Annotated in this window: 18 protein-coding genes; all 18 read right to left on the reverse strand. The window is 74.8% G+C overall.

What is annotated here, in order from left to right; translation table 11 throughout:
- Positions 1-67: 67 nt before the first annotated feature.
- The 18 genes from AB0J00_RS12450 to thrS all read right to left on the reverse strand — a co-directional run bounded on the left by AB0J00_RS12450 (position 68) and on the right by thrS (position 18,231).
- Positions 68-2,128 carry an NAD(+) synthase gene (locus tag AB0J00_RS12450; RefSeq protein WP_357744555.1) on the reverse strand — a complete coding sequence of 687 codons (2,061 nt, stop codon included), beginning with the start codon at positions 2,126-2,128 and terminating at the stop codon, positions 68-70.
- Positions 2,129-2,159: 31 nt separating this feature from the next.
- Positions 2,160-2,726: an adenine phosphoribosyltransferase gene (locus tag AB0J00_RS12455; RefSeq protein ID WP_357744693.1), complete on the reverse strand. Its 567-nt coding sequence runs from the start codon at positions 2,724-2,726 to the stop codon at positions 2,160-2,162.
- Between the two features lie 38 nt (positions 2,727-2,764).
- Positions 2,765-4,123, reverse strand: coding sequence for a protein translocase subunit SecF (gene secF / locus AB0J00_RS12460; protein WP_357744558.1), 1,359 nt, complete (start codon positions 4,121-4,123; stop codon positions 2,765-2,767).
- Positions 4,120-5,781 (reverse strand): protein translocase subunit SecD, encoded by a 1,662-nt coding sequence (gene secD, locus AB0J00_RS12465; protein WP_357744560.1) that lies wholly within the window; start codon positions 5,779-5,781, stop codon positions 4,120-4,122. Before secD ends, secF begins: the two co-directional genes overlap by 4 nt.
- 31 nt (positions 5,782-5,812) lie before the next feature.
- Positions 5,813-6,163: a preprotein translocase subunit YajC gene (yajC, locus tag AB0J00_RS12470; RefSeq protein ID WP_357744563.1), complete on the reverse strand. Its 351-nt coding sequence runs from the start codon at positions 6,161-6,163 to the stop codon at positions 5,813-5,815.
- Positions 6,164-6,318: 155 nt separating this feature from the next.
- Positions 6,319-7,443 (reverse strand): Holliday junction branch migration DNA helicase RuvB, encoded by a 1,125-nt coding sequence (gene ruvB / locus AB0J00_RS12475; protein ID WP_357744566.1) that lies wholly within the window; start codon positions 7,441-7,443, stop codon positions 6,319-6,321.
- Between the two features lie 10 nt (positions 7,444-7,453).
- Positions 7,454-8,089 (reverse strand): Holliday junction branch migration protein RuvA, encoded by a 636-nt coding sequence (gene ruvA / locus AB0J00_RS12480; protein ID WP_357744569.1) that lies wholly within the window; start codon positions 8,087-8,089, stop codon positions 7,454-7,456.
- Positions 8,086-8,658, reverse strand: a complete 573-nt coding sequence (gene ruvC, locus AB0J00_RS12485) for a crossover junction endodeoxyribonuclease RuvC (RefSeq protein ID WP_357744695.1) — start codon at positions 8,656-8,658, stop codon at positions 8,086-8,088. Before ruvC ends, ruvA begins: the two co-directional genes overlap by 4 nt.
- A 92-nt stretch (positions 8,659-8,750) precedes the next feature.
- Positions 8,751-9,725 (reverse strand): L,D-transpeptidase family protein, encoded by a 975-nt coding sequence (locus tag AB0J00_RS12490; protein WP_357744571.1) that lies wholly within the window; start codon positions 9,723-9,725, stop codon positions 8,751-8,753.
- Positions 9,726-9,918: 193 nt separating this feature from the next.
- The gene (locus AB0J00_RS12495) at positions 9,919-10,677 is read right to left on the reverse strand and encodes a YebC/PmpR family DNA-binding transcriptional regulator (RefSeq protein ID WP_357744573.1); all 759 of its coding nucleotides are present in this window, start codon (positions 10,675-10,677) and stop codon (positions 9,919-9,921) included.
- Positions 10,674-11,339 (reverse strand): pyridoxal 5'-phosphate synthase glutaminase subunit PdxT, encoded by a 666-nt coding sequence (pdxT, locus tag AB0J00_RS12500; RefSeq protein ID WP_357744575.1) that lies wholly within the window; start codon positions 11,337-11,339, stop codon positions 10,674-10,676. The genes AB0J00_RS12495 and pdxT overlap by 4 nt, the downstream gene beginning before the upstream one ends.
- Positions 11,336-12,226 carry a pyridoxal 5'-phosphate synthase lyase subunit PdxS gene (gene pdxS / locus AB0J00_RS12505; protein ID WP_357744578.1) on the reverse strand — a complete coding sequence of 297 codons (891 nt, stop codon included), beginning with the start codon at positions 12,224-12,226 and terminating at the stop codon, positions 11,336-11,338. Before pdxS ends, pdxT begins: the two co-directional genes overlap by 4 nt.
- A 68-nt stretch (positions 12,227-12,294) precedes the next feature.
- Positions 12,295-12,813, reverse strand: a complete 519-nt coding sequence (locus tag AB0J00_RS12510) for a hypothetical protein (RefSeq protein ID WP_357744581.1) — start codon at positions 12,811-12,813, stop codon at positions 12,295-12,297.
- A gap of 11 nt (positions 12,814-12,824) precedes the next feature.
- Positions 12,825-14,024 (reverse strand): glycosyltransferase family 4 protein, encoded by a 1,200-nt coding sequence (locus tag AB0J00_RS12515; RefSeq protein WP_357744583.1) that lies wholly within the window; start codon positions 14,022-14,024, stop codon positions 12,825-12,827.
- Positions 14,024-14,968: a phosphatidylinositol mannoside acyltransferase gene (locus AB0J00_RS12520; RefSeq protein WP_357744586.1), complete on the reverse strand. Its 945-nt coding sequence runs from the start codon at positions 14,966-14,968 to the stop codon at positions 14,024-14,026. The genes AB0J00_RS12515 and AB0J00_RS12520 overlap by 1 nt, the downstream gene beginning before the upstream one ends.
- Positions 14,965-15,615 carry a phosphatidylinositol phosphate synthase gene (gene pgsA / locus AB0J00_RS12525; protein ID WP_357744589.1) on the reverse strand — a complete coding sequence of 217 codons (651 nt, stop codon included), beginning with the start codon at positions 15,613-15,615 and terminating at the stop codon, positions 14,965-14,967. The genes AB0J00_RS12520 and pgsA overlap by 4 nt, the downstream gene beginning before the upstream one ends.
- A 1-nt stretch (position 15,616) precedes the next feature.
- On the reverse strand, positions 15,617-16,204 hold the full coding sequence (locus tag AB0J00_RS12530) for an HIT domain-containing protein (RefSeq protein ID WP_357744592.1): 588 nt from the start codon (positions 16,202-16,204) through the stop codon (positions 15,617-15,619).
- A complete protein-coding gene (gene thrS / locus AB0J00_RS12535) occupies positions 16,201-18,231 on the reverse strand; it encodes a threonine--tRNA ligase (RefSeq protein WP_357744595.1) in 2,031 nt (676 codons plus the stop codon). The genes AB0J00_RS12530 and thrS overlap by 4 nt, the downstream gene beginning before the upstream one ends.
- Between the last annotated feature and the right edge of the window lie 21 nt (positions 18,232-18,252).

An 18,252-nucleotide genomic window follows, 5' to 3' on the forward strand; every position in this document is an offset into this window, starting at 1 on the left:
GGTTCCCTCCATGCTAGTCGCGCCGCGGCACCGCGTGCCGGGCGTGCCACCCGCAGGGGTGTCCCGGTCAGGCCTCCGGCACCCCGGACCGCAGCTCGTCCAGCCACACCCGCGCCGAGGCGTCCGACGGCGCCCGCCAGTCGCCGCGCGGCGACAGCGAGCCGCCCGCGGAGACCTTCGGCCCGTTGGGCATCGCCGAGCGCTTGAACTGGCTGAACGCGAAGTAGCGCTGGCAGAACACCTCCAGCCAGTGCCGGATGTCGCCCAGCCCGTAGGCGGCCCGGCGGTCGGCGGGGAACCCCGGCGGCCACTCCCCCGCCTCGGCGTCCGCCCAGGCGTGCAGCGCGAGGAAGGCGATCTTCGACGGCCGCATCCCGTGGCGCAGCACGTGGAAGAGGGTGAAGTCCTGCAGCGCGTAGGGACCGACCTTCGCCTCCGTGCTCTGCACCGGCTCGCCCGTGTTCGCCGGCACCAGCTCCGGGCTGATCTCGGCGCCGAGGATGCGCTCCAGGGTGGCCAGCACGTCGGCGTCGAACTGCCGGGAGGAGACCACCCAGCGGATGAGGTGCTGGATGAGCGTCTTGGGCACCCCGCCGTTGACGTTGTAGTGCGACATCTGGTCGCCGACGCCGTAGGTCGACCAGCCCAGCGCGATCTCCGACAGGTCACCGGTGCCCAGCACGATGCCGCCGCGCTGGTTGGCCAGCCGGAACAGGTAGTCGGTGCGCAGCCCGGCCTGCACGTTCTCGAACGTCACGTCGTAGACCGGCTCGCCGCGGCCGGCGGGGTGGCCCATGTCGGTGAGCAGCCGGGTGGCCGCCGGGCGGATGTCGATCTCCTCGAACGTCACCCCGAGCGCGGTGGCCAGCGCGACGGCGTTGGCCTTGCTCTCGGTGCCGGTGGCGAAGCCGGGCATGGTGAACGCCAGGATGTCGCTGCGCGGCCGGCCGGCCCGGTCCATCGCCTGGGCGGCGACGATCAGCGCGTGGGTGGAGTCCAGCCCACCCGAGACGCCGATCACGATCGTCGGCCAGCCGATGGCCCGCAGCCGCTGCTCCAGCCCGACGACCTGGATGTTGTAGGCCTCGTAGCAGTCCTGGGCCAGCCGCGCGGGGTCGGCGGGCACGAACGGGAAGCGGGCGATCCGCCGGCGCAGCCCGATGTCGCCGGTCGGGGGTGCGAGCCGGAACTCGACCCGCCGGTGGTGCAGCCGGCCGGCCAGCGCGCGCCGGTTGTCGTCGAAGGTGCCCATCCGGGCGCGCTCGCCGCGCAGCAGGTCCAGGTCGACGTCGGCCACCGACCGGCGCGCGCCGTCCGGGAAGCGGTCGGTCTCGGCGAGCAGCACCCCGTTCTCGTAGACCATCGTCTGCCCGTCCCAGGACAGGTCGGTGGTCGACTCGCCCTCGCCGGCCGCCGCGTACACGTAGGCCGCCAGGCAGCGGATCGACGTCGCCTGGGCCAGCGTCCTGCGCTGGTCGGCGCGGCCGACGGTGATCGGGCTGCCGGACAGGTTGGCCAGCACCGTGGCGCCGGCGAGCGCGGCCTCGGCGCTGGGCTGCACCGGCACCCACATGTCCTCGCAGATCTCCACGGCGAGCACGAGGCCGGGCACGTCGACGGCGTCGAACAGCAGGTCGGGGCCGAACGGGGCCGTCTGGCCGGCGACGGTGTGCGTCTCCCCCGCCGCGTCGACACCGGCGGCCAGCTGCCGCGCCTCGTAGAACTCGCGGTAGGTGGGCAGGTAGGACTTCGGGACGACGCCGAGCACGGTGCCGCGGTGGACGACGACCGCGGTGTTGTAGACCCGGTTGCGGTGCCGCAGCGGCGCGCCGACCACGAGCACCGTGGACAGCTCCGCGGAGCCGGCGACGACGTCGGCGACCGCGGCCTCGACCGCGTCGAGCAGCGGGTCCTGCAGCAGCAGATCCTCGATCGAGTACCCCGACAGGCACAGCTCCGGGTACACGGCCACGGCCACGCCGTCGGCGGCGCACTCCCGGGCCTGGGCGAGCACCGCCTCCGCGTTGGCCCGCGGATCGGCGATCGCCACCGGGAGGGTGACGGCCGCGACCCGGGCGAACCCGTGGCGGTAGGCCGAGCGGAACTCGTCGATCGTCGGGGCGGACACCCGACGATCATGTCATCCGGGCGCGCGGGCCTCAGGTCGTCCAGAGGGCGTGCACCGGGTGCGGCGCCACCCGCTGCCGGCCGCCGAGCGCCGACAGCTCGATGACCACCGACACCCCGGCCACGATCCCGCCGAGCCGCTCGACCAGCGCGATCGCCGCCTCGAGCGTGCCGCCGGTGGCCAGCACGTCGTCGACGAGCAGCACCCGCTGCCCGGGACGCACCGAGTCGGTGTGCAGCTCGAGGGTAGCCGTCCCGTACTCCAGCGTGTACTCGGCGGCCACCCGCTCGCGCGGCAGCTTGCCGGCCTTGCGCACCGGCACGACGCCGGTGCCGGCGGTGAGCGCGACCGCCGCGGCCAGCAGGAACCCGCGCGCCTCGACGCCGGCGACGACGTCGAAGTCGCGGGGGATGCCGCTGCCGCCGAGCGCGGCGACCCGGGGGTCCTCCGCGCCCGGGGCGGCGGCGAGCGCGTCGACCATCCGCCGGAAGGCCGTGCCATCGGCGAACACCGGCGTCAGGTCGCGGAAGACGACCCCGGGCTCGGGGAAGTCCGGCACGTCGACCGCGATCGACGCGATGAGCTCCTCGACCGGCACCTCCGGGGCGTCCGGCTCGGCGACCGGCGGATGCGCGGTCACCGGCGCTTCCTGCCCGCGGGCCGGTTGGGTCGCTGGCCCGGGCGCGGCGCGGCGGTGGCACCGCTGGGCCGCACCGTCGCCGGGGACTCCACCTGGACGTCGGCCGCCGGGCGCTCGGCCAGCGCCGTCGAGGACCGCTGCGCCGACGCGGCGCGGGACCGCCGGGCGCTGGCCACCGGGCCCTCGGCGCGGCGCGGGCTCCCGGTCGCGGCCTGGCGGGCCTCGGCGGCGCGGCGGGCGAGCACCCGCTTGCGCAGCGCCTGCTGTTCCGGCTCGCGCTCCTTGAGCTCGGCCAGCACCGGCGTGGCCAGGAAGATCGAGCTGTAGGTGCCGGCGGCGAGACCGACGAACAGCACCAGGGCGAGGTCCTTGAGCGTGCCGACGCCCATCAGCCCGGCGCCGACGAACAGCAGCCCGCCCACCGGCAGCAGCGCGATGACCGAGGTGTTGATCGAGCGCATCAGGGTCTGGTTGACCGCGAGGTTGGCCGCCTCGCTGTAGGTGCTGCGCGCGCCGTTCTTCAGGCCCTTGGTGTTCTCCTCCACCTTGTCGAACACCACGACGGTGTCGTAGAGCGAGAAGCCGAGGATGGTCAGCAGGCCGATGACGGTCGAGGGGGTGACCTCGAATCCGATGAGCGCGTAGATGCCGGCGGTGACGATGATGTCGTGCAGCAGGGCGACGATCGCGGCGATCGCCATCTTCGGCTGGAAGCGGATGGCGAGGAACAGCACCACGGCGACCAGGAAGACCACCAGGGCGACCAGCGCCTTGTTGGTGACGTCCTTGCCCCAGTCGGCGCTGACGTTGTCCTGGCTGACCTGGTCCTGGTCGACCCCTGCGGCGTCGGCGATCGCGGCCTCGACCTTGTCGGCCTCGCCGGTGCTCAGGTCGCCGGTGCGCACCAGCACCGAGTTGCCGCCGACCACCTGCACGCTGGCCACGTCGGCCCCGGCGTCCTCGGCGGCGCTGCGCACGTCGCTGATCTCCGCCGAGGTGCCGGGCACCCGGAAGCTGTTGCCGCCGGCGAAGTCGATGCCGAAGTTGAAGCCGCGGAAGACCATCGACAGCACGCAGACCAGCACGATGACGCCGACGATCTTGAACCACATGCTGCGGCGGCCGACGACGTCCAGCCCGGCCTCGCCGTTGTACAGCCGGTGGGCCAGCGAGACCTTCGGCTGCGGGCGGGCGACCGCGCCCTCGGCGGGCAGGCCGGCCTCGGCCAGCGCCTCGTCGTTCGCGCTGTCGCCGGCGGCCTCGGTGCGCACCGAGGCCTCGTCCTCGACGACCTCGTCGGCCGGGCCGCCGGTGGGCACCGGCTGCTCGTCGGGCGTGCGGGGGGTGCCGGTCATCGGGTGCTCCCGTTCGGAGTGCCGGCGCCGACGAGCTCGCGCCCGCCTGCGGCCGGTGCGGCCGGCTTGCGGCCGCGGTGGTCGACGCGCCCGAGGCCGGACCAGCGGTTGGAGCCGAAGCTCTTCGACCGGCTGAGCACGGCCAGCAGCGGGTGGGTGAAGAGGAAGACGATGATCAGGTCGAGCACCGTCGACAGGCCCAGCGTGAACGCGAAGCCCTTCACGTCACCGATGGCCAGCAGGTAGAGGATCGCCGCGGCCAGGAAGCTCACCGCATCGGCGGACAGGATGGTCCGCCGGGCGCGCACCCAGGCCCGAGGCACGGCGCTGCGCAGCGTCCGGCCCTCGCGGATCTCGTCCTTGAGGCGTTCGAAGTAGACGACGAACGAGTCGGCGGTGATGCCGATCGAGACGATGAACCCGGCGACGCCGGCGAGGCTCAGCGCGAAGCCGATCTGCCGGCCCAGGATCACCAGGCTGGCGTACACCAGCAGCGCGGAGGCGACCAGGCTGACGATCAGCACCACACCGAGCAGCCGGTAGTAGATCAGCGCGTAGACGAACACCAGCGCGATGCCGATGGCGCCGGCGATGAGGCCGGCCTTCAGCTGCTCGGCGCCGAGCTCGGTCGACACCGACTGCGCGTTGGCCTGGCTGAACGTCAGCGGCAGCGCACCGTACTTGAGCTGGTTGGCCAGCTCCTGCGCCTCGGTCTGGCTGAAGTTGCCGGTGATCTCGGTCGAGCCGCCGTTGATCGCCCCGTTGATGGTCGGGGCGGAGACGACCCGGCCGTCGAGGGTGATGCCCACGGCCTTGCCGACGTTGGCGGCGGTGAACGTCGCCCACGCGCTCGAGCCCTTGCCGTTGAGGTCCAGGGTGACGATCCACTCGCCGGTGCCCTGGCGGGTGCCGGCGGCGGCGTCGGTGACCTGGGTGCCCTCGACCACGGCGGGGCCGAGCAGGTACTTGGCCGTGCCGTCGTCCGAGCAGGCGGCGATGTAGTCCTGCGACCGGTCGACCGCGGTGCTGTCCGACGTGCCGTCGGTGGTGCAGGTCAGCGTCGCGTAGGTCGCGGCGGCCTGCTCCTGGGTGACGGCGGGCGCCTGGGGGTCGGGCACCGTCTCGGCCGCCGAGCCGGTGGCGACGGCGGAGCCGCTGGCCGGCGCGCCCGACGACGCCGCGGCCGAGCCGGTCGGCGCAGCCGAGCTGGGGGCCGCGGAGCCGCTGGGGGCCGCCGAGCTCGGCGAGGCGCCGGCGGAGCTGTCGGCCGGGGCCGGGGTGGCCGCCTCGGGGCCCTGGACGACGGGGCGGAAGCGCAGCTGCGCGGTCGCCCCGAGCTCGCGGGCCCGGTCACCGTTCTCGCCCGGCACCGAGATGACGATGTTGCTGCTGCCCTCGGTCACCACCTCGGCCTCGGAGACGCCCAGGCCGTTGACCCGCTGCTCGATGATGCGGCGGGCCAGCTCCAGGTCCTCCTGCGACGGCGCCTTCCCGTCGGGCGTGCGGGCGGTGAGGGTCACCGTCGTCCCGCCCTGCAGGTCGAGGCCGAGCTGCGGGGTGCGGGAGTCCCCGGTGAGGAAGACCAGCGCGTACAGGCCGGCAAGGATGACGATCAGCGCGGCGAAGTACCGCCGCGCGCGCAGCTGTCGGGCAGCCATGACTCTCCGGGACCTCAGCCTCTCCGCGCCGTCAGCGGGTGCTGTCGGGGGTGTCGCCGGTGCCGTCGAAGCCGGTGGTGCCGGTCGCGCCACCGGTCTCGGTGGGCGACTCGGCGGCGGCCTCGGCCGGCACGACCTCACGGACGGCGGCGAGCAGCCAGGTGGTGACCACGCCGGGGGCGATCTCGAGGTCGACGCTGGTGTCGGTCACCGAGACGACGGAGGCGTACATCCCGCTGGTGGTCATGACCCGGGTACCGGGGAGCATCGACTCGCGCATCGCCTGCTGCTTCGCGGCCATGTTCTTGCGCTGCCGCTGGGGCAGCACGACGAAGACGACCAGCGCGAGCGCGATCAGGATGAGCAGGGGCAGCGATTCCACGACGAGTGAGCCTCTCTTCCGCGCAGTGGCGCGCGGTGGGTGCGGTCCGGGTCGGACCGCTCGGGTACATCGGCACCGACGCTGGCACGCGTGGGGCCGCTCCGGGGCGTGGCGCGACCCCGACGCAGCCGAGTTGCGCGCCAGCGCCCCGCAGTCTAGGCGTCGAACAGCGTCTGTGACGAAGACCCGGGGGGTGTGGCGTCACCCGTTCCCCCACCGAGGGGGAGGCCGCCGTGCGGCAGCGGGTGGCCCAGGTGGCGGAACGCGGCCTCGGTGGCGACCCGGCCGCGCGGGGTCCGGGCCAGCAGCCCGGCGCGCACGAGGAACGGCTCGCAGACCTCCTCGACGGTGTGCGGCTCCTCCCCCACCGCGACCGCCAGCGTCGCGACGCCGACGGGGCCGCCGCCGAACTTCGTCACCAGCGCGTCGAGCACCGAGCGGTCCAGCCGGTCCAGGCCCAGCTCGTCGACGTCGTACAGCGCCAGCGCCGCGCGGGCGACGTCCCGGGTGACCCGGCCGTCGGCGCGCACCTCGGCGTAGTCGCGCACCCGGCGCAGCAGCCGGTTGGCGATCCGCGGCGTGCCGCGGGACCGGCCGGCGATCTCCGCGGAGCCCTCGTCGGTCAGCTCGACCCCCAGCAGGTCGGCGCTGCGGGCGATGACCCGCTGCAGCTCCGCCGGCTCGTAGAACTCCATCTGGCCGACGAAGCCGAACCGGTCGCGCAGCGGGCCGGTGAGCAGCCCGGCCCGGGTGGTCGCGCCGACCAGGGTGAACGGGTTGATCTCCAGCGGGATGGCGGTGGCGCCGGGGCCCTTGCCGACGACGACGTCGACCCGGAAGTCCTCCATCGCCATGTACAGCAGTTCCTCGGCGGGGCGGGCGATCCGGTGGATCTCGTCGATGAACAGCACGTCGCCGGGGGCGAGGTTGGACAGCATCGCGGCGAGGTCGCCGGACCGCTCGATCGCCGGACCGCTGGTGATCTTGACCGCGGTGCCCAGCTCCGAGCCGATGATCAGCGCGAGGCTGGTCTTGCCCAGCCCGGGCGGGCCCGACAGCAGCACGTGGTCCGGCGGCCGGCCGCGCCGCTTGGCGCCCTCGAGCACGAGGTCCAGCTGGCGGGCCACCTTCGGCTGGCCGATGAAGTCGGCCAGCGAGTGCGGGCGGAGCGCCGACTCGACGACCCGCTCCTCGTCCCCGGCGGCGGCCGAGACGGAGAAGTCCCGCTGGTAGCCGTCGGCCGGCTCCGCCGACAGCCCGCGGTCGAAGGGCGCGCTCACGAGCGGCTCCTCACGACCGGCCCAGCATCTGCAGCGCCTGCCGGAGCAGGACGGCCACCTGGACGCCGCCGTCCGCGGCCTGCTCCTCGGCCACCGGCTCCAGCGCCGCGACCGCGGTGTCGGCCTCCCGGCCGCTCCAGCCCAGACCCACCAGCGCGGCGGCCAGCTGGTCGCGCCACGGCGCCACCGGGGTGAGCGGCGGCAGCCCCGCGGCGGCCGGCCCGTCGAGCTGGGTGTCGGTGGCGGTGACGCCCAGCCGGTCGCGCAGCTCCAGCACCAGGCGCTCGGCACCCTTCTTGCCGATGCCGGGCACCTGCATGAGCGCCTTGAGGTCGCCGGTCGAGACGGCGCGGCGCACCTCGCGGGGCGGGTGGATCGCCAGCACCGCCTGGGCGAGCCGCGGGCCGACGCCGTTGGCGGTCTGCAGCAGCTCGAACAGCTGCCGCTCGTCGTCGTCGGCGAAGCCGTACAGGGTCAGCGAGTCCTCGCGGACGACGAGGCTGGTGGCCAGCCGCGCCTGCTCCCCCACCTGCAGCCGCGCGATGGTTCCCGGCGTGCACTGGACGGCGAGGCCGACCCCGCCGACCTCGACCACGGCGCCGTCCGGGCTGACGGCGGCCACCCGGCCGTTGACGCTGGCGATCATCGCGGCGCCACCCCGGTCCAGCGGGGCAGCGTGCGCTGCGCGGGCATGGGCGCGCCGATGCCGCCGGCGAGCGCCGCGGTCCGCAGCCGCTGCTGCGCGGGGGCGCGCCAGGTGTGGCAGATGGCCAGCGCCAGCGCGTCGGCGGCGTCGGCCGGCTTGGGCGGGGTGGTGAGCCCCAGCACCCGGGTGACCATCAGGGTGACCTGCTCCTTGTCCGCACGGCCGCTGCCGGAGATGGCGGCCTTGACCTCGCTCGGGGTGTGCCAGGCGACCGGCACGTCGGCCTGGGCGGCGGCCAGCGCGGCGACGCCGGCGGCCTGGGCGGTGCCCATCGCCGTCCCCTTGTTGTTCTGGGTGAACACCCGCTCGATGGCGACCGCGGCCGGCCGGTGCTCGCGCAGCAGCGCGGTGACCGCGGTGTGCACCTCCAGCAGCCGCAGCTCCAGGTCGAGGTCCTGGTGGGTGCGGATCACCCCGACGCCCAGCGCCGTGGGCCGGCCACCGGGGCGCCCCTCGACCACACCCCACCCGCACCGGGTGAGGCCCGGGTCGATGCCGAGCACCCGCATGGTCACGCTCCTACCATCGCACGAACACCTGTTCGACGGAACGCTAGCCCGGCGAGTCGGGCACCCGGGCCCGCGACACGCGCGCCGGTGGCTCAGCCCACCCCGATGGCGATCACGGGCGACGCCGAGGGCGCCAGCCAGCGCAGCAGGGCGGTCAGGTCGGCCCGGCCGATCGCGACGCAACCGGCGGTCGGGGCGCCGTTGCTGACGTGCAGGAAGAACGCCGACCCGGCGCCCGGCCGGCCGCCGCGGTTGTAGTCGATCACCACCGCGTTGTCGTAGACGCCGTCGGGGCGCAGCAGGTTCTCCCCGGCCCGCTCGTCGAAGTCGCAGCTGCCCGGCACGCACTGCGCGTACCGGTTGTACCGCGGGCTGGCGACGTCGGAGACCCACCAGTCGTCGCCGTCGACCACCCGGTACGGCAGCGCGGTGCCCGGGTCGCCGCGGCCGAAGGCCTCGGTGAGGGAGAAGGTGCCGGCCGGGGTGCGGCTGGTCGACTCGCTGGCCTGGCCCACGCCGGCGGCGCCCACCGTCGCGGTCACCGGGCCGAGGACGGCCACCCACCCGTCGCCGCGCCGCTCCCAGGCGGTGAGCTTCGCGCTGGTGGCCCGGGCGGACGCCGCGACCACCGTGACCACCTGGCTGCCGGGCGGCCGCACGCCCAGCGGCAGGACCGGGGGCGGCGCCGGGGCGGGAGAGGGCGCGACCGCGGCGACGGCAGCCGCGGGGCTGCGGGCCGGCGCCGTGCTGGGCGCGGGGCGGGTGCTCGCGGCGGCCGGGCGCGGGGCGCTGGTCGTCGGGGACGCGGTGGGGCCGGGCGCCGGCGTCACCCCGGCCCGGTGCGCGACCGGCTCGGTGGGCACGGCGGCCAGCGCGGCCTCCTCGGCCGCGGACAGCGGGGCGAGGGTGATCGGCGCCTGCGCCACGCCGGCGTCGGCGACGGGGGTGGTCCAGGCCGCGCTCACGTGGCCGGGCAGCTGGGTGGCCACCAGCGGCAGCCCGCCGGCCACGAGCAGCAGCGGCAGGACCGGCAGCAGCAGGCGGGCGCGCCCGCGCGTGCTCCGCATCCAGCCACCCCCGTGGACCGCGCCGGGCGGGGTGCCCGGCCGGGCGAGGTTAGGCAGCCGGGAGCGCCGGCCGGGGAAGGTCCGCTCCCTCCCGGGACTGCTGGGACGGGCGGGACGACGGTCCGGCGCGCCGCCACGGAACGCAACGGCCCGGATCGCTCAGTGAGCGTCCGGGCCGTCCGGGGCTCCTTCCTCAGGCGTCGGCGGCGACCTTCTCCATGACGTCGTCGGGGACGTCGTAGTTCGCGTAGACGTTCTGCACGTCGTCGAGGTCCTCGAGGGCGTCGATGAGCCGGAAGACCTTGCCCGCGCCGTCCTCGTCGAGCTCCACCTGCACGCTGGGCACGAAGCCCATGTCGGCGGAGTCGTAGTCGATGCCGGCGTCCTGCAGGGCGGTGCGGACGGCGACCAGGTCACCGGGCTCGCAGACCACCTCGAAGGTGTCGCCGAGGTCGCGGACCTCCTCCGCGCCGGCGTCGAGGACGGCCATCAGCACGTCGTCCTCGGTGTTGCCGGCCGACGGGACCACCACGACCCCCTTGCGGGAGAACAGGTAGGACACCGAGCCCGGGTCGGCCATCGAGCCGCCGTTGCGGGTCATGGCGGTGCGGACCTCCATGGCCGAGCGGTTCTTGTTGTCGGTGAGGCACTCGATGAGCACCGCGACACCGCCGGCGGCGTAGCCCTCGTAGGTGATGCCCTGGTAGTCGACACCGCCGGCCTCGGCCCCGGAGCCGCGCTTGACCGCGCGGTCGATGTTGTCGTTGGGCACCGAGCTCTTCTTCGCCTTCTGGATGGCGTCGTAGAGCGTGGGGTTGCCGGACGGGTCACCCCCGCCGGTGCGGGCCGCGACCTCGATGTTCTTGATCAGCTTGGCGAAGAGCTTGCCGCGCTTGGCGTCGATCCCGGCCTTCTTGTGCTTGGTCGTCGCCCACTTGGAATGGCCGCTCACGGTGCTCCTCCTCGACTGCCGACGCCCACGACGGCGTCGTCCGAACTCTGGTCCCGGGCACGGGCTGCTCGCACCAGTTCCACGAACATCGCGTGCACGCGCGGGTCCCCCGTGAGCTCCGGGTGGAAGCTGGTGGCCACCAGGCGACCCTGGCGGACGGCGACGATCTTACCGTCGGCCGGACCGCCCACGACCCGGCCGAGGACCTCGACGTCCGCGCCGGCCGCCTCGACCCACGGCGCGCGGATGAAGACCGCGTGCACCGGGCCGCCGGCGACCCCGGTGAGCTCGACGTCGGACTCGAACGAGTCGACCTGCCGGCCGAACGCGTTGCGGCGCACCGTGACGTCCAGCCCGCCGATGGTCCGCTGGCCCGCGGGGGCGTCCAGCACCCGGTCGGCCAGCATGATCATCCCCGCGCAGGAGCCGTACACCGGCAGCCCGCCGCGGACGGCGGCGCGCAGCGGCTCGAGCAGCCCTGACCGGGCGGCGAGGTTGGCCATCGTCGTCGACTCACCGCCGGGGACGACCAGGCCGTCGACGGCGGCGAGCTCCGCGGGACGCCGGACGGGGACCGCCTCCGCGCCGCCGGCGCGCAGCGCGGCCAGGTGCTCCCGGACGTCGCCCTGCAGCGCCAGCACCCCGACGAGCGGGGTGCTCACCAACCCCGGGTCGCGTAGCGCTCGGACTCCGGCAGCGTGCTCACGTTGATGCCGACCATCGGCTCGCCGAGCCCCCGGGACACCTTGGCGATCACCGCCGGGTCGTCGAAGAAGGTCGTGGCCTGCACGATCGCGGCCGCGCGCTGCGCCGGGTCGCCGGACTTGAAGATGCCCGAGCCGACGAACACGCCCTCGGCGCCCAGCTGCATCATCATCGCCGCGTCGGCGGGGGTGGCGATGCCGCCGGCGGTGAACAGCACGACCGGCAGCTCCCCGGCGCGGGCGACCTCGACGACCAGGTCGTGCGGGGCGCGCAGCTCCTTGGCGGCGACGAACAGCTCGGTCTCGTCGAGGGTGGTCAGCCGCTTGATGCCGGCGCGCAGCGCGCGCATGTGCCGGGTGGCCTCCACGACGTTGCCGGTGCCGGCCTCGCCCTTGGAGCGGATCATCGCCGCACCCTCGGCGATCCGGCGCAGCGCCTCGCCCAGGTCGGTGGCGCCGCAGACGAACGGCACGGTGAACGCGTTCTTGTCGATGTGGTGCGCCTCGTCGGCCGGGGTGAGCACCTCGGACTCGTCGATGTAGTCGACGCCGAGCGCCTGCAGCACCTGGGCCTCGACGAAGTGGCCGATGCGGGCCTTGGCCATCACCGGGATGGAGACGGCGTCGATGATGCCCTGCACCATGTCCGGGTCGCTCATCCGCGCGATGCCGCCCTGGGCGCGGATGTCGGCGGGCACCCGCTCCAGCGCCATGACGGCCACCGCTCCGGCGTCCTCGGCGATGCGCGCCTGCTCGGGCGTGACCACGTCCATGATCACACCGCCCTTGAGCTGCTCGGCCATGCCGCGCTTGACGGTGGTGGTGCCGGTCTGGTTCTCGGCCACGGGTTCCCTCGATCTGCTGGTTGTGCGGGACGCCCGATCGTACGGCGGGGCGGAGACGGCCCCTCCGGTCAGCCGACCGGGCGGCCGGTGACCACCGCGTCCAGCCCGTCGTCGATGTCGAAGAACCGGGGCTCGGGACGCCGGGCGTGCAGGCGCAGCAGCCGCGGGAGCCGGCGGCGGCGCAGCGCCCGGGTGTCCCGGACTGCGTCGTTGTAGAACCGCCGCGCCAGCCCGACCCGCACTCCGGCGTCGTCGAGCTCCGGCGGCACCAGGCCGGCGGGCACCCGGCGCAGCGCCCGGCCCAGGGCGTTCTCGGCGGCCTCCCGGTCGCCGGCCGCCGGGTCCCGGGCACCGGCCGCGCGCTCGGCGAGCTCCCCGGCCAGGCCGGGCCCCAGGTCGTCCGGGTGCTCCCGGGCCAGCGCCGCGGCGAGCTCGGCGCGCCGCAGCAGGGCGCCGTCGAGCACCCCCTGGGCCCGGCGCACCCGGCCGGCCAGCCGGCGCAGGCGGGTGAGCGTCCAGGAGACCCACGCCAGCAGCAGGACCAGCACGGTCCCCGCCGCGAGCAGCAGCCAGGTCCCGGTGGTCACGAGGAGTCAGGCTAGCGCCGCACCCGCCGGCGGAAGGGCCCCGACGTCCCGGGGCCGAACAACGCCGCGTCGTCCTCGGCGCTGGCGGTCACCCCGCTGCCGCCCGGGGCGGCCACCGTCTCGTAGACCGCGAGGATGCGCCGGGCCAGCACGTCCCAGTCGTAGCCGGCGACCGCCGCCGCGCCGGCGGCGGTGAGCTCGGCCCGACGGACCGGGTCGGCCAGCAGGTCGGCGAGCGCCCGGCCGAGGGCGGCCGCGTCGCCGCGCCGCACCAGCACGCCGGCCGCGCCGTCCTCCAGCACCCGGGCGAAGGCGTCCAGGTCGCTGGCGACCACGGGGGCGCCGGCGGCCATCGCCTCCAGCAGGACCACCCCGAAGCTCTCGCCCAGCAGGTTGGGCGCGCAGTAGACGTCGACCGAGCGGAGGAACGCGGCCTTCTGCGCCTCGTCGAGCACGCCGAGCACGGTCACCGCGCCGGCCAGCTCCGGGGGGAGCTGACGGTGCAGCTCGTCGGGGTCGCCCCGCCCGGCGACCAGCAGCTGGGCGCCGGGGTGCTCGCGGACGACGGTGGCCATCGCCTCCAGCAGCACCGGCAGGCCCTTGCGCGGCTCGTCGTAGCGGCCGAGGAACCCGATGGTGGGCGCCGCTCCCCCGCGCTGCCGGCCCGGCAGCGCCGGGCCCTCGGCGAAGGCGCGCACGTGCACGCCGTTGGGGATGACGACCGCGTCGCCGCCGAGGTGCTCGACCTGCACCCGGCGGGCGAAGTCGGAGACCGCGATCCGGCCGCTGATCCGCTCCAGCCACGGCCGCACCCACGGGCCCCAGGCCGCCAGCCACTTGGACCGGGTGGTCGCCGCGTGGAAGGTCGCCACGATCGGCCCCTTGGCGATCATGCAGACCAGCAGCGACACCGACGGCGGCGCCGGCTCGTGCACGTGGACGACGTCGAACCGCCCCTCGCGCAGCCAGCGGCGCACCCGCGCCGCCGACACCAGACCGAACTGCACGCTGGCCATCGAGCCGTTGTACGGGATCGGCACCGCCCGGCCGGCGTAGGTGACCCCGGGCGGCAGCGCGTCCTCGTGCTCGGCGGGGGTGAGCACCTCGACGTGGTGGCCCATCGCGCGCAGCGTCCCGGCCAGGTCGCGCACGTGGTACTGGACGCCGCCCGGGACGTCCCACAGGTACGGGCAGACCAGGCCGATGCGCATCAGCCGCGCTCCCCCGGCAGGGGGTCCGGGCCGACGTCGGGCCAGATGCGGCCGAGCACGTGCCAGTCCTCGGGCTGCGCGGCGATCGAGGTCTCGAAGGCGGCCGCGACCTGCTGCATCGCGCCGGTGACCCGGTCGCGCAGCCGGGGTGAGCCGTGCGTGCCGGCGTCCAGCGGGACCTCCGGGTGGACGACGAACCGCCAGCCGTCGCCGGCGAACTGGCAGACGGCGGGCACCAGGGCGGCCCCGGTCTGCGCGGCCAGCAGCGCGGCGCCGCCGGGCATCCGGGCCGGCCGGCCGAAGAAGGTGACGGGCAGGCCGCTGCCGCCCAGGTCCCGGTCGACGAGCAGGCACGCCGAGCGGCCGGCCCGCAGCCAGTCGGTGAGCTCGGCGGTGCTGGAGCGCTCGCCGCCGGTGAGGGGCACCACCCGCATGCCCAGCGACTCGCGGAACTCGACGAACCGGCGGAACAGCGACTCGGGCCGCAGCCGCTCGGCGACGGTCATGAAGGGTCCCTGCAGCCAGTCCAGCAGCCAGACACCGGCGGCGTCCCAGTTCCCGGAGTGCGGCAGCGCGAGGACCAGCGGGCGGCCCTCGGCGCGCACGCGCTCCAGGTGCTCCCGGCCGACCATCGTCGACCGCTGCAGCACGCTCTCGGTGCGCATCACCGGCAGCCGGAACGCCTCCTGCCAGTAGCGGGCGTAGGACTGCACCGCCCGCCGGGTGAGGTCGTCCAGCGCGGCGTCGTCCAGCCGGCCGCCGGTGGCCACGCGCAGGTTGGCCCGCAGCTGGCGCACGCCCCGGCCGCCGCGGCCGGCCGCCCAGCCGCCGACGCCGGTGAACGCGGCCCGGGCCACCGGCTCGGGCAGCAGCCGGACGGCCCGCCAGCCGGCCGCGTAGCCGGTGTCGGCGAGCCGGTCGCGCAGGTCGACCGCGACGGTCACGGGGCCGGTTCGGCCGGCGTCGGCTGACCGGACGGTGGGAGCGCGCGGCCGCGCGACTGCTGGTGCACCGCGTGGAACCGCTGGCCGACGGTGACCGCGCTGCCGACCAGCAGCACCCACAGGCACACGTGCAGCGCGTACGGGATGCCCAGCCCCGCGAAGCCGGTGCCGACCAGCACGAGGATCAGCCGCGGGGTGCGCTCGACGATGCCCACGTCGGCGGTCAGCCCCATGCCCTCGGCGCGGGCCTTCACGTAGGAGGTGAGGACGCCGAGCACCAGGCAGACCAGCGACAGCAGCACGACGAGCCGGTTGTCGCCCTCGCCGGAGTACCACCAGGCCAGCGCGGCGAAGATGGCCGCGTCGGCGGCCCGGTCTCCGGTGGAGTCGAGCACCGCGCCGAACACCGAGCCGCCGCCACGGGCCCGGGCGAGCGCCCCGTCGAGCATGTCCAGCAGCACGAACAGGGTGACCGCGACGCCGCCCCAGAACTGCCAGCCGTTGCCGATGAGGAACACCGCGGACAGCACGGCGCCGAGGGTGCCGGTGAGCGTGATGCCGTTGGCGGTCACCCCGGCCCGGACCAGGAACCGCACCACCGGGGCCCAGAACCGGCCGACGGCAGGGCGCAGGTTGGCGCCGAGCACGTCAGGCCCCCTGCCCCTGCGGCCAGGCCTCGGCCAGCAGCGCGCGGGTCTCGGTGAGCACCTGGGGCAGCACCCGGGTGAGGCCGACGACGGGCATGAAGTTGGTGTCGCCGCCCCAGCGGGGGACGACGTGCTGGTGCAGGTGGTCGGCGATGCCGGCCCCGGCGACCGAGCCCTGGTTCATGCCGACGTTGAAGCCGTGCGCACCGGACACCTGCCGCACCACCCGCATCGCCGTCTGGGTGAACCAGCCGAACTCGGCGACCTCGGCGCTGGTGAGGTCGGTGTAGTCGGGCACGTGCCGGTACGGGACCACCATCAGGTGGCCGGCGTTGTACGGGTACAGGTTGAGCACCGCGTAGACGGACTCCCCGCGCGCCACGACCAGGCCCTCGGCGTCGGTCAGCTGCGGGATGCGGTCGAACGGGCAGTCCTCGGCGGCGCTGGTGACCGGCTTGTTCTCGCCGCGGATGTAGGCCATCCGGTACGGCGTCCAGAGGTGCTCGAACGCCGCCGACGGGCCCCCGTCGTCGTTGTCGACGGGGACCCGCAGCTCTGCCTGCTCCCCCGCCCTGCCCCCCTGCGTCACTGGGCCGGCTCGGCGGTGGGGTCGGTGTTGTGCCGGGCGGCCACCCACGCGGTGACCTGCTCGACGGCCTCGGCCACCGGGACGCCGTTGCGCTGGCTGCCGTCGCGGTAGCGGAAGGAGACCGCGCCCGCCTCGGCGTCCGTGGCTCCGGCGATCAGCACGAACGGCACCTTCTGCTTGCTGGCGGTGCGGATCTTCTTCTGCATCCGGTCGTCGGAGTCGTCGACCTCCACCCGGATCCCGCGCTGCCGCAGCTGCAGGGCGACGTCCCGCAGGTAGGGCACCTGCTCGTCGGTGACCGGGATGGCGGTCACCTGCACCGGCGCGAGCCACGCGGGGAAGGCGCCGGCGTAGTGCTCGGTGAGCACGCCGAAGAACCGCTCGATCGAGCCGAACTTCGCCGAGTGGATCATCACCGGCTGCTGCCGGGTGCCGTCGGCCGCGCTGAACTCCAGGCCGAAGCCGGCCGGCTGGTTGAAGTCGTACTGGATGGTCGACATCTGCCAGGTGCGGCCGATCGCGTCCCGGGCCTGGACGGAGATCTTCGGCCCGTAGAAGGCCGCGCCGCCCGGGTCGGGCCGCAGCTCCAGCCCGGTCTCCCGGGCTGCCTCCTCCAGCACCGCGGTCGCCTTCGCCCAGTCCTCGTCGGACCCGACGAACTTCGACTGCTTGGCCGGGTCGTCGCCGCGGGTGGACAGCTCCAGGTAGTAGTCGTCCAGGCCGAAGTCGCGCAGCAGCCCCAGCACGAACGCCAGCAGGTGCCGGATCTCACCGGGCGCCTGCTCGGGGGTGACGTAGCTGTGCGAGTCGTCCTGGGTGAGGCCGCGCACGCGGGTGAGGCCGTGCACGACGCCGGACTTCTCGTACCGGTACACCGACCCGAACTCGAAGAAGCGCAGCGGCAGCTCGCGGTAGGACCGCCCGCGCGACCGGAAGATCAGGTTGTGCATCGGGCAGTTCATGGCCTTGAGGTAGTACTGCGCGTTCTCCAGCTCCATCGGCGGGAACATGGTGTCGGCGTAGTACGGCAGGTGGCCGGACAGCTCGAAGACGTGCGCCTTGGTGATGTGCGGGGTGCCGACGTAGTCGAACCCCTCCTCGATGTGACGGCGGCGGACGTAGTCCTCCATCTCCCGCTTGACCACCCCGCCCTTGGGGTGGAACACGGCCAGCCCGGAGCCGATCTCGTCGGGGAAGCTGAACAGGTCGAGCTCCACGCCCAGCCGGCGGTGGTCGCGCCGCTCGGCCTCGGCCAGCTGCTCGAGATGGGCCTTGTGGGCGTCCTTGCTCTCCCAGGCGGTGCCGTAGACCCGCTGCAGCTGCGGGTTCTTCTCGCTGCCGCGCCAGTAGGCGGCGGCGCTGCGGGTCAGGCTGAACGCCGGGATGCTCGAGGTCCGCGGCACGTGCGGGCCGCGGCACAGGTCGGTCCACAGCCGCTCGCCGGTGCGCGGGTCGAGGTTGTCGTACATGGTCAGCTGCGCGCCGCCGACCTCGACGTCCGCGCCCTCGGCCGCGTCGCCGGCACCCCCCTTGAGGCCGATCAGCTCGAGCTTGTACGGCTCGTGCGCCAGCTCCGCGCGGGCGTCGTCGTCGCTGATCTCCCGGCGGCTGAAGTGCTGCCCCTGCTTGACGATCGCCTGCATGCGCTTCTCCAGCGCCTGCAGGTCCTCCGGGGTGAACGGCCGCTCGGGGTCGAAGTCGTAGTAGAAGCCGTTCTCCACCGGCGGGCCGATGCCCAGCCGGGTGCCGGGGAACAGGTCCTGCACGGCCTGCGCGAGGACGTGCGCGGTCGAGTGCCGGATCACCGCGCGGCCCTCGGGGCTGGCGGCGATGACCGGCTCGACCTCGGCGTCGGCGTCCGGCGCCCAGGCGAGGTCCTTGAGGTCGCCGGTGGCGGTGTCGCGGACGACGACGGCGCCGTCGGCCCCCTTGAGCGGGACCCCGGCGTCCTTGAGCGCCTGCTGGGCCGTCGTCCCGGCCGGCACCAGGACCGTGGTGGCGGTGGACGGCGAGGGCGGCGCGGACACGAGCAACTCCTGGGGTCGAGC

It is taken from the genome of Modestobacter sp. NPDC049651 (assembly GCF_040659695.1).
In the GTDB taxonomy this organism is placed as follows: domain Bacteria; phylum Actinomycetota; class Actinomycetes; order Mycobacteriales; family Geodermatophilaceae; genus Modestobacter.